Source organism: Novosphingobium sp. AAP83 (genome assembly GCF_001295795.1).
Taxonomy (GTDB): Bacteria; Pseudomonadota; Alphaproteobacteria; order Sphingomonadales; family Sphingomonadaceae; genus Novosphingobium.
In genome coordinates, this window is the sequence record NZ_LJHY01000020.1 from 19,563 (window position 1) to 32,769 (window position 13,207).

The following is a 13,207-nucleotide window of genomic DNA, read 5'->3' on the forward strand; positions in this document are numbered from 1 at the left end:
GAAGCGGGTGTGTGTACTTGCCGACCGGAGGATAATCGCGAGCTATCCTCGGATGCAGAGCCCGAGATACGCGGGATACCACGTTCCTTGCAGTTGTTCGCTTGCGCAACAGGTGAATCAAACAAGTTTGGAGATGGTTTGATGTTGCGTGACAGCCGTAGACCCAAAAAAGGGCGCGTAACCCGAATTGGGAGCCCTTCCTTGTTTAGACTTCGTTTCGAATCAGAAGCTGAACTGGGCCGAGATGAAGAAGTCGCGACCAAGCACATCAAACGTGCCCGGATAAGTGTTGGCCGACTAAGCGTTGAAAGCGATCACTGGCGGTGCCTTGTTGAACAGGTTGTTGATGCTGCGTTCTTACGTCTCTCACGACCATTTAGACTCGGCTGCGCGTGACGATATTGCTTCACCAGCTAATCCGTAAACGCGTAACACTATTGCCGCGCCAAGTATTTTGACAGAAAGTGGTTAGGTCAAACGTGGCAATTCTAGTTGGCTTAGCTTGTGTCAGCAGAAACTCTGATTCCGGGCCTAAACCGGCAGAGCATCAAACGCCGCAGTCAGCCTTGATGATGTGCTTTGAAACGGCAAGGTCCCATGCCAGACATAGCTCGGGAAAATTGTCAGCTTCCCGGCCGACGGCCTTACCACCCGGCGGGCCACCAGCGACAGTCCCAGGCCAGCATCTGGCGAACCGAATGTTAGCGAACCGGCATCGCCATCTGCATCCATCTCGGGTGGTAGCGCGACATAAAAGGCCGAGCTGAGCCAGCCTTGAGGGTGGATATGGTTGACGTGGTGGCCCAAGCCCTGAAGCCGCACCGACCAACTGCCCGCCAGCCGCGCTTTGCCGGTGAGACGGCCCAGGAACGGGTGCCCCGCCTGATGCGACAGGCCTGCCAGGCAGCCCTCCAACGTCGTCCCCAGTGAATCGCGCAGAGCGAGCAGGACTGGATCTGTTGTGGCAAATAGTTCGCCGCGTGTCTGGGTGCCGCCGCGCAATGTTTGTTCCGGGGGTGCATTAAGCGTCGTATGGCGTTGCTCTAACACTGACTTGAGATCGCTCAGAAACGTCGTTAGGTTGCTCCAGCCAGTCGGGACTACGAGATCCCTGGTCATTACCAATTTGTCATAATCGATCAGCCAGCTTTCGCGTGTATCGTTCTTGAGCCTCCAGATAATGCTCAACAGGCTCCATGCTGTCTGGTCCAGCGGGGTTGCGCGACTGACCGCGAGTGCCGCAGTTTCAGCCTCGTCCAGTTCACCATTTCGCAAAGCCAGCCACGCCCGGTGATTGGCCAGCGCTGTTTCACCGGGGAAGCGCACCTGCTCCGTCCGAACCTCGACCAATGCCTCGCTATAGCGTTCCTGTAGCCGCAGCGCTGTAAGCCGCGCCAGTCGCCATTCTGCTGTCGGCCCAAACTTCTGTTCCGCCTCGGTTGCCCAAGCCAACAGCGTTGCGCCGTCATTGATGCCGCGCGCCGCCGCCAAGGCAGCGCGCCATACCTGCGCCGGAGCATCATCGGCTAGCACGGCCCTGAAAACATCGAGCGCCGCAGATCGCTGGCCCAGTTGCGGCAGCAGGAAGGCGTGTGAGGTGAGGGCCTCGGTGTGGTGTGGCCAGCGCGTCGCAACAGCGCGATAGGCGGCCTCTGCCTCTTCCATGCGTCCGGCATCGGCCAATAGATCTGCACGTGTCGTGGCCAGTTGGGGATCGTCGGCAGAACCGAGCGCCGCCAAAGCAGCCGTGAAATCGCCTTGTTGTCCCAACGCTTTGGCCAGTCGCAATACAGCGGCCAGATCGCTGGGCGCCTGTTTCACGGCCTTCATCAAGGCCGCCCTTGCCCTTGGGCAGTCGCCCTGCGCTTGGGCCAAGGCACCGGCGGCGGCAAGCACGCGCGGTGTGTCAGGTGCCAGTGCCTCTGCTCTGGCCAGCGCCTTGGCGGCCTCGGACAGATCACCGCGCTCCTGTCTTAACAAGGCAAGATTGAGCCAAGCCTCGCCATGATCCGGGGCCATTTCAACGGCGCTTTCCAGCGCGGCAATTGCTTCAGCACCAAGACCCTGCCGTGACAGGAACAGGGCGTAACTGTTCTTGTAAACGGGATTGCGCGGCGCACGTTCGATGGCAGCCACGAACAGCGGCTCAACATCTGTTGTACGGCCTAGACCCTCGCATGCCAACGCTGCCAGATAGAACGCATCGGGATGCTGCTGAGCCGCTGGCGAGAGCCGCGCCAGCGATGCACCTGCCTGCGCTGGCTGGCCGGCTTTGAGGAAGGAGAGTGCCTGTTGGCACAGGCTCATGTCGGTCGCGTTCATCATTTAGCCCGTAGCCTTGCCACACTCGCATCCCGTTGCAAGAGGCAAAGCAGAAGTCCTCCTGACGGCCTGTCAAGACCTTCTACTGCTGGACAAGCAAAGGCCGACCAGCCAAAAGAAAGCATGACGACTGTCGCACACTTGGCCGCTGATCCGCTCTGGTTTCCGTGGCGATTTGATGAAGCCGCCGACGGTTTCCGTTTTCGCCACCTCAGCCGTAAAGATCACGCCTCTGCTACCTTTCTGACAGAAGAGTATCTGGGTAGCGCACCGGAAACATTCATGGCGCGCAATGCCCTGTCGAACTCGACACGTGCCCCGGTCCATTTCATCTTTCATTCGGCCTTCTGTCTTTCGTCCGTGCTCGCCCGTGCCTTCGATCTACCCGGCCTTGCTATGGGGCTGAAGGAGCCGATGGTGCTTAACGACTTGGCTGGCTGGCAGATGCGCGGTGCCACTGGCCCCCAATTGGCGCAAGCGATGGACGCCAGCCTGAAGTTGCTTGCTCGACCGTTTGGCCCGGGCGAGAGCATTGTGGTCAAGCCCAGCAACATTACTAATGCGCTCATCGCCGGGATGCTCCAACTGAGTCCGCAATCCCATGCCCTGCTGCTGCACGCGCCTTTGCGCGTCTATCTCGGCTCGATTGCACGCAAAGGGCTTGAGGGGCGGTTGTGGGTGCGTGATCTTCTCGTCAAGCAACTGGGCCAAGGACTGCATGATATCGGTTTCGGCGCGCAGGACTATCTGGCGCAATCCGATCTGCAAGTGGCCGCTATGGGCTGGTTGGTGCAACAGCAGTTGTTTGGACGACTGGCAGTGCGGCTTGAAGGCCGGGTGCGGACACTAAACAGCGATCTGGTAACCGCGCGGTCTGCTGATGTAATGGCGGCGCTTGGCAGTCTGTTCGGCGTTGGCCTTGATGCGCAGGCCGTGGTGGCAGGTCCGGCCTTTACCCGCCACAGCAAGCACGGCACCGCATTTGGCGCCGAAGCCCGCGAACGCGAGCGGGCTACCGAGGATGTCCATGCCGACGAAATCGGCAAAGTCGCAATCTGGACAGAGAAGGTCGCGGAATCGCAGGGGATTCCGCTTGACCTGCCCAATCCGCTTATTCGCTGAATTCAGGATACTCGGCACGCAACAAGTCTGCCAACTCGCCCACGTGTGCAGCGTAATTGCGCCAGCGCCCGCGCGACCGGGCGTGGACAGGCTGGCGCACTTGCCAGACGCTCGCCGTGCGTATGATCTGTGCGTCGCTTTGTTCAGCCTTGCCTGAAAGGCCAACCGCCTGCGCGATGTCGGCGATCACGGCCTCGGGCTGCTCTACCAGTGCTTCATAGCGCACGGGGATGATGTCCTCGCCAAAGCAGACCTGCCAGTGCGCCATCAGGCGGCGATACTGCCGGTAATAGTGCAGCATGTCATCGAAATCGTTGGCGTAGGTGAGGTTGTCGGCAAAGGGCAGGAAGTACATCGACAGGAAATTGTCGATCGGATTGCGCATTACATGCACGATCTTCGCTGCCGGGAACGCGCGCTTGATCAGCCCGAGATAGAGGAAGTTATCCATCCGCTTGTCGGTAAAGACGCTGGTACCGCCCAGTACACCTTGCGCAAAGCTGGCGTATTCCGCGCGGAAGCGAGCGGCTGCATCGGCGACCGTTGCAGGTTGGATATCGCCGCCATATTGCGTCATGAACCATGGCGTATAGGCAAGCTCGCCTCCCATGGTGACACCTGCGTGGCGGTTCAGGAGGGTTTCCAGCAGGGTTGAGCCCGACCGGAACAGGCCGCAGATAAAGATCGGCGATGCCGTCATCTCGGCGGCGGGCAGTGGCTCTTCCGGAAACAGCGCAATCATCGCATCGATCTGCGCGGTTACATCGGACTGTCGGTGGGCAAGCCGGGTTGACTGCTTCTGCAATTGGTTTGCGTCCAATGCATGGGAAAAGGCCTCATCATAGCGGCCAAGAGCATCGAGGGCATTGGCCGCAGAAAACGACAATTCGATCAGGTCATCATGCGTGGTGGCCAGCGCCGCCGCCTGCTCCACGCGCGCCAATCCTTCGGCAGCATGTCCGGAAAAAACCTCAATACCGGCGATGCGGGCATGGGCGCGGCCAAGACCCGGCGCGTGGCGCAGTGCCGATTCATAAGCAGCACGCGCAGCATCGGCGTTGCCCACATCTTCTTCCAACTGGCCCAGGTTTTGCCAAGCCAGCACGAATGCGGGTTGCAAGGAAAGCGCAGTGTTCAAGCTGGCGCGGGCACCAGCGACATCGTGAAACACTTCGGCCTTCACCGCCGCCATGTTCAGATGCGCCTGTTCCGGTTCGGTGATACCGGCATCAATCGCGCGCTGATAGGCGTGCAACGCCGCTGCTGGCTGCAACATCTGACGCAAGCAAAATCCGAGATTGAACCACGCATCGGTGTCGTCCGGGTGTTGCTCAACCCAAGCCTGAAGCAGCTGGGCAGCATCAGTGAAGCGATGTTCGGTAAGGGCCTGGCCAATCATCTCGGGGGAAAGTGTGGGTTCGTTCATCGCGGAGCCTCTTTCATGGCTTGGCGCAAAAGAAAAGGGGGCGAGCTCGCGCCCACCCCCTTTTTTATCTGCTCTTCCGAAAAGATCAGAAGCGCATGCCGACGGTGACAGTGAAGCGGCGACCCAGTGCGTCATAAGTTGACGGATAGGTGTTGCCGCTGTTCTGGGCGGTGGTGCCCAGGGTTGCGCCGACGATTGGTGGCTTACGGTCGAACAGGTTGGCGACAAGGAGATCCAGCGTGAACGTCTCCATGATCTTGAAGCCTGCCGACAGATCAAAGTAGCTGAAAGCGCTGATCTGGTTGAAATCAAGCTTCTCACCAACAAGCACACCGCTGCCAGTGATGGTGCCATTGAACGCCTTACGTGTTTCGAACAAGCGACGTTCGTATTCAACGCCGCTCATGTAACGCCACAGCAATGAAACGTTGACGTCGCCATCAAAGTCCAGCGTGGTGCGCAAGTTATGTGCCCACTTTGGCTGGATTGCGCCGCAGTTTACCGAGTACTGGCCTACGCATTCGCGGTTGACTGAGCTCGGGGTCGCCTGGAAGTAGTTGTCGATGGTGTAGGTACCATTAAGGTTCATCAACAACTGCGCAAAGCCTATATCGGTCGCATAGGCGGCCGTGAAATCGATACCGCTGGTATCGATACGTCCGAGGTTCGACAATGGTGTAGGCAGGCCGAAGGTGGTGCCGGCCGGGCCAGACAGACGGCCATTCACCGGGTTGCGACGAATGTTGCTGCAGGCAGCGGTTGCAGCCGAAGCGGCAGTCACGTTCTGGAAGCACGCATTGATCACGTCCGATGGGGTTGGTGCCGAAACAGCGCCAGCAACCTTCACGTTGAAGTAATCAACAGTCATGCTGAAGCCTGACAGGAAGGTTGGAGCAAACACAGCACCAATGGTGAAGGTGTCTGCTACTTCAGGGCTCAGGAGCGGGTTGCCGCCGCCGGTGGATTGGGCTTGGCCTGCTGCTGGATCCTGGATCGAACCGGCGGCAATCTGGGCTGCCGAAGCACCCTGCGCAATGCAGACTGCGCTGAGGTTGGCATTACCCTGTGCTTTCGTGCCCGAGCATGGGTCGATCGCAAGATTGGTGAGGCCCGTTACCGACGGGGCGAAGAGTTCGCCAATGTTCGGTGCACGAACCGCGCGCTGATAACCGCCGCGTAGTTTCAAGCCATCGGTGGGCTCCCAGTTCGCGCCAACCTTCCAGGTAGTGGTGTCGAACGATGGATCGCCTGCTGCATCAACCTTGTACTTCGATTGACGGATACCGGCTTCGAGCGACAGGTTGTTGAAGAACGGCTTGTCTTCGACCAGTGGCACGTTAACTTCGGCAAAGCCTTCAGTCACGTTGTAGCCGCCTACGAAGGGCAGCACAGCGCCGCCGCCACCACCGAGTTCGCCCGGAACCTGGCTCAGGTTATCCGGAGTACGGCGGAAGCTGTAGTTACGGTATTCGCCACCAGCAGCGAAGTTGATCGGTGTCGAAGCGCCCGGCGATGAGATGCCGAGGTCGCCGTTAACGACGCCGCGTACCTGGCTAAGTCCGGTATCAACCGCAACGGTCGAAACGCCTTGGATGAAGCTGACCATCGCAGGCGTGATCGAGCCTTCGCCGCCAAACAGGTTCAACGGAACGCAGCCACCGGAAGTGGTACGGCAGGTCGTTGTGTTATCAGCCAGCAGAGCTTGATTAACGCGGGATTTCAGCGTGTAGCCGCTCAGCGTTTGGGTCTGGTTCGATTCACCGCGTGCAGCGCTGACGTCGAAGTTGATGGTCTTGCCACGCAGACCTACTTTGACGTCGAACATCGTGGTCACAAACTTGCTGACGCGCGGACCAACTTCAACGGTGCGGCGATATACAGCCGGGAGTTTAAATTCAGCGGTAGAACCGGCAGAGCAGTCAATGGCAGGGTTTGCGGCGCAGATTGCGGCGCGTTGACCAGCCGAGATGAACGGGTTGTTGATGTTGGTGGTCAGTTCTTCGCCGAAGATACCCGATGGCGCGATGATCGTGCTGACGGTGTTCTTCGAGAACATGCCGCGGCCATAAGCTTCAATGTTGTCGGCAATCTCGTACTTCGCCTGGCCCAAAAGGTTGTAGCGTTCGAATGGGGTCTGGAAGATATTGAACGGCGCAAAGTTGAAACCGTCGGGATCCGGCGTAACAAAACCGGTGCCGTTCGCGTTGTTTTGCAGATAGTTGGTATCGCAGATGTCATCAAGGCAGAACGAGGTAGGCGTGCCGGTCGGCGAGCCACCGGCAGCGCGGCCGTTGAACGAGTTGATCTGGAAGAGCGAGAAATCGCGATCGCCCTGATAGACCGGATCGGTCTTCTGGTATCCCATGCTGATGACAGCGTTGCCGCGGCCTTCGGCGAAGTCACCGCCCATGGTCACGTCGACGCGGAAAGCGTTGCCATCGCCACGCTCGGTCAGGCCATAGGATGCGCGTGCATCAAGACCGCTGAAGTTGGACTTGGTGACGAAGTTAACGACGCCCGAAACAGCGTCAGCACCGTAGGTAGTTGAGGCACCGCCGGTGAGGATGTCAACGCGGCTGACAAGGGCCAGCGGCACGTTATTAAGGTCGAAAGTGCCGCCTGAACCCGATGGTACGATGCGGTCACCGTCGATCAAGGCCAAGTTGCGCTGGCTGCCGAGGCCACGAAGGTTGACGGTAGCTGCACCGCCGTTGCCGTTGTTAACGGCCGAGCCGATACCTGGAACTACGCCTGGCAGATCGCGAATGAGCTGTTCCGCATTGTTGATCTGGCGGGTGGCGATTTCTTTTTCACCAACCACGTTCACCGGGCTGGACAGCACAAGGTTCGGGTTCTTGAGCAAGCTGCCCGTGACCACGATGGTTTGGGGTTCGCCAGCGGCATCGTCAGCAGCTTCTTCAGCTGCCGAGGCCTGCTGCGCGAAAGCTGGCTGGCTGGCCAGAAGCGCGATGGAGACGAGGGCGGAGCTGCCAAAAAGCGCCCGCCGCTTCAGAGTGTTAGTCCTCACGTGTTTATCCTTCTTCTCAAAAAGTGTCTATGCGATGGGCCGCTGTTCACAGCTAGGCGTCGCAATCCACCATTCCTTGGGTGCTGGCTGTTCGACCGGAGCCGGAAAGCGCATTTAAGCTTTTGGTTAAAGCCTGAGGTCGTACCTGTTGTAACTATTGTGCTAAGTCAAATGCGCTTGGGTGCACTGCGTTATAACGCGGGGGAAGTGTTGCAATGTTGCAACAAACTTGTGATCCGTTTGCCACCTGTCTCGCATTTGGGGGTTTTCATGAATTTTTCGGCCGAGGCGGCCTGAAGCTTTAGGCCGCCGAGAAGCCGCTCGGCCCCTGTCCATGCGCGTCCAGTTCCCGCATCCAGCGCCCGATCAGTTCCCGCTCACCCGCACTGATGAATGGATTCCATGTATCGATGATCAGAAGGGCGCGTAGTTCGCTCGTGGGATTGATCGCTTCGTGTTCGATCGTGTCATCAAACACGAACGCCTCGCCCTCAATCCATGTCCGCTCTTCGTTACCAACGCGAAAGGTGCAGCCCTGCGGAACGATCAGCGGCAGGTGAACAATCGAACGGATGTTGGTTGCACCGGTGTGCGGCGGAATGGCAGTGTCGGGCTTAAGCAGGGAGAAGAAGGCCACCGGTCCGCGTCCCGGCAAATCAAAGAGAGGAAGCGTTTCGAGCAGCGCCGCCGTTTGCGGGCAGTGTTCGCGCATGGCAGGGTTGGGCACGCCATGTTCGATAAAAAAGGTCGCGGCCCAAGCGTCGCTGTGATTGAGCTCGCCCCATTGGTTCACCGGCGCGCCGCGCGGATAGCGGACATAGGGCGCAAAGCCGTCACCACCTTTGGTCAGCAGCGCCTTAAGCTCCTCGCGGATAACCGGGGTGGCCGCTTCCAGTTGTGGTAGCCAAGGGAACAGGCCGCGATCAAAGAACTGGATGGCAGGCAGATAGGGGTAATTGAGAACCAGGGGTTGGTGAACATAGGCACGACGACGGCCCAGTTGCAGATCAACCGCATGGCGAAACCGCTCGGCCTCGGCTGGTGGGGCTGCTGCATCTGCTTCTGCCTGCACCGCATCCAGCCGTTTGGCCAGATTGGCCGTATCGCTTGCTACCGCTGCCCGCGCATGAGCCAGTCCGGTCTGAAAACCGGGACCGCCAGCGGTATCGCCTTCGGGCACGGCGGCCAGTAAGCGCTTGAAATCTGCGAGTGCGGCAACCGCAAAGCCCTGAGTCTCGGCCAGCTTGCCACGCGAAAGCAGCGCGTGCGGCATGTAGGGATCGCAATCCAGCGCGGCGTTTAACGCCTCCAGTTGCTCCGCTGCGTTACCGGCCAAAGCGTGTGCATTGGCAAGATTGTAGTGCAGAATAGCCTCAGCCGGATCTGCCGCAACCGCCGCAGCAAATGCCTTGATCGCTCGTGCGGCGTCTCCTTGACGCAGCGCTATCATGCCTTGCTGGTTGAGTGTGGCTGGGTCATTGGTCATGAAGGCATCCGGGCATGTGGGTGTTTTATGCGCCATAGAGTCAATCTGCGGCTCTGGCCAGCGACCGAAGTATGGGGTCGGGAACCGGATGAGGTGGGCGCGTTTTGCAGAGCAACGCCAAAAGCTGGACCTTCGCTCACGCAGGCCAGTCCGGCTTCTTCGTGGCCGGTATCACTGAAGCAGGCGCGTTGCAGGGCGGGCGCAGTTGCATTAACCGGAGGCCATGTTAAGACTTATGCCGAATGGATGACCGTAGTGCAGATATTGCAGTGCTCGGTGGAGGGCTCGCCGGAGGTTTGATCGCGCTGGCGCTAGCCAGATTGCGGCCCGAACTTCGCGTGCTCGTTATAGAGCGCGGTGACCGGCTTGGTGGCAATCACGTTTGGTCATTTTTTGCGACAGATTTGCCCGAAGGCGGAACCGCGCTGGTTGAACCTTTGATCGCGGCACGGTGGGATGATTACGAGGTGCGTTTTCCGCGCGGTCGCCGTCAATTGCGCACGCCCTATCACAGCATCACAAGCGAGCGGCTGGATGCAGCCGTGCGCACCGCACTGCCAATAGACGCGGTGTTATGCGGCTGCGAAATTGCCGATGTAACAGCCAACCGGATCACGCTTGGCGATGGGCGCACGATTGAAGCCGGCGCGGTGATTGATGCGCGGGGCTCGGCAGGCCTTCCACATATGGCGGGTGGCTGGCAGAAATTCCTTGGCCAATTGATCCGCACCACGACGCCGCATGGGCTGGAACGCCCCATCGTGATGGATGGCACAGTGGCGCAGCATGATGGCTATCGCTTTGTCTATTGCCTGCCGTTTTCGGCAAACGAAGTCTTTGTTGAAGATACCTATTATGCCGATGGGCCAGAGGTGGACGCGCCGCTGCTGCGTGAGCGGATCGCCGCTTATTGCGCCGATGCAGGATGGCAAGTGGCCGAGGTTCTGGGCGAGGAAAGCGGTTGCCTGCCGGTGGTGGGCAGCGGCGATTGGGAAGCGTTTCGTGCCGAGCATGAAATGCCCGATGTTGCTCTGGCAGGCGTGCGCGCCGGTTTGCTGCACCCGCTGACCGGCTATTCCTTCCCGCTGGCGCTGGCCTTTGCGCTCGATCTGGCGCAGCAGAAGGATGTTTCAGGCGGTGCTCTGGCGGTGTGGAGCCGAGGCTGGGCAGGGCAGCATTGGCGTGCGGGCGGTTTCTACCGCATGCTGACTAAGATGCTTTTTGCAACGGCCGCGCCCCATTTGCGCTTTGTTGTGCTGCAACGGTTTTACCGCTTGAATGCAGCGTTGATCGAGCGCTTCTACGCCGGAAAATCGACGCTGGCAGACCGGGTGCGCGTGCTGACCGGCAAGCCGCCAGTGCCGTTCTTCAAGGCCATCGGCACGGTGCTGGGTGAGCCTGCGCTAAATCCGCTGACTCTGCCCGAACGCCCGCCCCAAACCGGCGCGCCACGCTGATCGCGGGTTAGTCGAGGGTCAGAAGCCTTCGCCGACAGGAATACTGACAGTCCTGCGGTTTCCTGCCCAATCCGCCAACATACGCGCAGCCGCGATGCGCCCTGACATTGTGGCCATCGGGATGCCGGGGCCGGGGTGTACACTTCCGCCTGCCAGATAAAGCCCCGGCACTTTGCCCGATGCCCCGGCGCGGGCGAAACTTCCCATCATGCCATGATTTGCACGACCATAGAGCGCACCGCCGCTCGCGGGAAACAGCGCCTCAAACCCGGTCGGCGTTGTCACGGTCGGATCATCGCCGGGCTCAATCTTCAACCCGCATGCTTCCATCAAGCCAAAGGCCTTCGCAGTCAGATCGGCAATCGCGGCTTGATCAAGCGGTGCGCGGTCACCGTCGGCGGGGGCATTGATAAGCGCCAGCATACGTTCGGGTGTCCCCTCCGGATGGGCAGTGCCTTCGCCCCTGTCTTGCGCGCAAAGATAGACCGTGGGCGCAGACGTTATCCGGCGATCCCGAAAGATGGATTTGAACTCGTCGGCGTAATCTTCGGCAAAGAACACATTGTGGTGCGCCAGATCAAACCCTGTCGTGCGGCCTGAAAGGCACCATGTGACCGCCGAGAGCGACCGCGCAGCAGGCGATGTGGCAGGGACTGGGCGTTCCTCGGCGGTCAGGGCCGAAATGTCGCCATTATAGACCACGGCATCGGCGTCCAGCCGCTCGCCATTGTCGAGAAGCACGCCCGCAACGCGGCCATTTTCGATCACTATCCGGTCCATCTGCACGCCAAAGCGGAACTGCGCGCCCTGCCGCTGCGCCAAGCTCTGGATCGCCTGGGCAACCCGGTGTGTCCCGCCATTGACCAGCCAGACGCCGTTCTGTTCGACATGCGCGATCAGCATCAGGGTGGCAGGGGCTGACCACGGCGATGCACCGACATAAGTGGCATAACGGCCAAACAACTGGCGCAGGCGCGGGTCCTTGAAATGATCGCCAAGCGCGCTCCACAAAGTGCGCATCGGCATCGTGCGCCACAAATCGGGCATGCGCGCCAAGCCCAACCGGGCCACCAGACCGGGCACCGACGGGCGCTCTGATGCGATGAAATCCTTTGCCAACGTGGTGTAGATATCTTTGCCGCGCGCGCAGAAGGCCAGATAACCGCGCGCTTCCTCTGCCCCGGCAAAGGTACCGATTGCGTCGGCAGACTGCGCAATGTCGGCAAACAGATCCAGCGTTCCACCACTGCGCCATGCGTGACGCGCCAAGGTGGTGGCAGCGATCAAATCAAGATGGTCGCCCAACCGTTCGCCCGCATCGGCAAAAAGTCCTTCAAAAATCCATCGCATCGTAAACACCGTCGGTCCGGCATCCACCGGCCTGCCGCCTGCCATGATTTGGCGCATTTTGCCGCCGCAAGTCTGCGCCCGCTCGATTACGGTGACGGCAAGGCCGGCGCGTGCCAGATCAGCCGCAGCCGCCAGCCCGCCCATGCCAGCCCCGACCACCACAACGCGGCGTGTTGCTAGTGCCATGGCCGGTCAGTCCGCATCGGCGGTTTGGCGTTGGCGTAGCAGCCGGAACACGCCCAGTCCTGCCTGCTTGTCGATGCGCATCCGGTGGAAGATCAGGATCACCAGACCCACGCTAAGCGGTATGGCCCACATCGCCGGTTGTAACGCCAGCGAGGGTGCCAGTCGCACCGCGCCAAAGGCCAGAAACGCGGTGTAAACCGAGATACCGGCACCCACCAGCGCCTTGACATGTTCCTTGAGCCAATCGACCGGAGAGGGATTGCGTGCATAAAGGAACACCAGATTGGTGATGCCCGTGGCCATGCCTACCACGGCAATGGCCATCATCAGTGGCTGATTGATTTGCGCGCCTTCCCATGCACAGACTACCGCTGCGATCATCACTGCATATTGCAGGCCGACATTGAGCCGGGTGCGGTTGGCAGCCACATCGCGGCGGTTGATCACGCAAAGCCAACCATACCACGCCAGATTGATCGTCAGGATGGCGTTGTGCAGCATCATCCAGCCGAACATGCCGCGGACAAATCCGGAATCGAAGTTGCCGACGAGGTGAGGGTGGACGCCCATCGGATTGGCCAGCGTAAACAGGCTCATCAGCACCGCAACGCATCCGGTGAACAAGATCGTGCGGGTAAAAACGCGGCCCCACTTGCGGTGATTGACGCTGCCCTTGCGACCGATCACGGGAACCCAGAACGCCACAGCGCCTGTCGCACCGGCCACGATGTGCGCGGCAATCAGGCATTGGAACAAGAACAGATCCACAGCGCGTACTCCCTCTTTGAGTGTCTATTGCACTGGACAATTGTAGTGTAAAGTTTAGTTGA

General features: G+C 59.9%; 8 protein-coding genes. 2 read left to right on the forward strand and 6 right to left on the reverse strand.

Features of this window, described 5'->3' with window-relative positions; translation table 11 throughout:
• Positions 1 to 531: 531 nt before the first annotated feature.
• Positions 532 to 2,325: a tetratricopeptide repeat protein gene (locus tag IP81_RS10650; protein ID WP_054107984.1), complete on the reverse strand. Its 1,794-nt coding sequence runs from the start codon at positions 2,323 to 2,325 to the stop codon at positions 532 to 534.
• A 120-nt stretch (positions 2,326 to 2,445) separates the two neighbouring features.
• Here IP81_RS10650 and IP81_RS10655 point away from each other — a divergent pair, with 120 nt between their 5' ends.
• Positions 2,446 to 3,444, forward strand: coding sequence for a hypothetical protein (locus tag IP81_RS10655; protein ID WP_054107985.1), 999 nt, complete (start codon positions 2,446 to 2,448; stop codon positions 3,442 to 3,444).
• Here the strand turns inward: IP81_RS10655 and IP81_RS10660 are convergent.
• The 3 genes from IP81_RS10660 to IP81_RS10670 form a co-directional block, all read right to left on the reverse strand.
• Positions 3,434 to 4,870 (reverse strand): sulfotransferase, encoded by a 1,437-nt coding sequence (locus IP81_RS10660; protein ID WP_054107986.1) that lies wholly within the window; start codon positions 4,868 to 4,870, stop codon positions 3,434 to 3,436. The two genes, IP81_RS10655 and IP81_RS10660, sit on opposite strands and share 11 nt — an antisense overlap.
• Before the next feature lie 85 nt (positions 4,871 to 4,955).
• Entirely contained in the window at positions 4,956 to 7,898 is a 2,943-nt protein-coding gene (locus tag IP81_RS10665; protein ID WP_082356100.1) for a TonB-dependent receptor domain-containing protein, read from the reverse strand.
• Between the two features lie 301 nt (positions 7,899 to 8,199).
• Positions 8,200 to 9,384: an aspartyl/asparaginyl beta-hydroxylase domain-containing protein gene (locus IP81_RS10670; protein ID WP_054107987.1), complete on the reverse strand. Its 1,185-nt coding sequence runs from the start codon at positions 9,382 to 9,384 to the stop codon at positions 8,200 to 8,202.
• Between the two features lie 242 nt (positions 9,385 to 9,626).
• Here IP81_RS10670 and crtY point away from each other — a divergent pair, with 242 nt between their 5' ends.
• Positions 9,627 to 10,841: a lycopene beta-cyclase CrtY gene (gene crtY, locus IP81_RS10675; protein WP_054107988.1), complete on the forward strand. Its 1,215-nt coding sequence runs from the start codon at positions 9,627 to 9,629 to the stop codon at positions 10,839 to 10,841.
• Between the two features lie 18 nt (positions 10,842 to 10,859).
• Here crtY and crtD read toward each other — a convergent pair whose 3' ends face one another.
• Positions 10,860 to 12,377, reverse strand: coding sequence for a 1-hydroxycarotenoid 3,4-desaturase CrtD (gene crtD / locus IP81_RS10680; RefSeq protein ID WP_054107989.1), 1,518 nt, complete (start codon positions 12,375 to 12,377; stop codon positions 10,860 to 10,862).
• A 6-nt stretch (positions 12,378 to 12,383) separates the two neighbouring features.
• Positions 12,384 to 13,145: a hypothetical protein gene (locus IP81_RS10685; RefSeq protein WP_197274597.1), complete on the reverse strand. Its 762-nt coding sequence runs from the start codon at positions 13,143 to 13,145 to the stop codon at positions 12,384 to 12,386.
• Positions 13,146 to 13,207: the final 62 nt, after the last annotated feature.

What these genes read in the sequence shown, in the direction of transcription:
- IP81_RS10650 (WP_054107984.1), bottom strand. Translation starts at nt 2,325, where the DNA reads ATGATGAACGCGACCGACATGAGCCTGTGCCAACAGGCACTCTCCTTC.
- IP81_RS10655 (WP_054107985.1), top strand. Translation starts at nt 2,446, where the DNA reads ATGACGACTGTCGCACACTTGGCCGCTGATCCGCTCTGGTTTCCGTGG.
- IP81_RS10660 (WP_054107986.1), bottom strand. Translation starts at nt 4,870, where the DNA reads ATGAACGAACCCACACTTTCCCCCGAGATGATTGGCCAGGCCCTTACC.
- IP81_RS10670 (WP_054107987.1), bottom strand. Translation starts at nt 9,384, where the DNA reads ATGACCAATGACCCAGCCACACTCAACCAGCAAGGCATGATAGCGCTG.
- crtY (WP_054107988.1), top strand. Translation starts at nt 9,627, where the DNA reads ATGGATGACCGTAGTGCAGATATTGCAGTGCTCGGTGGAGGGCTCGCC.
- crtD (WP_054107989.1), bottom strand. Translation starts at nt 12,377, where the DNA reads ATGGCACTAGCAACACGCCGCGTTGTGGTGGTCGGGGCTGGCATGGGC.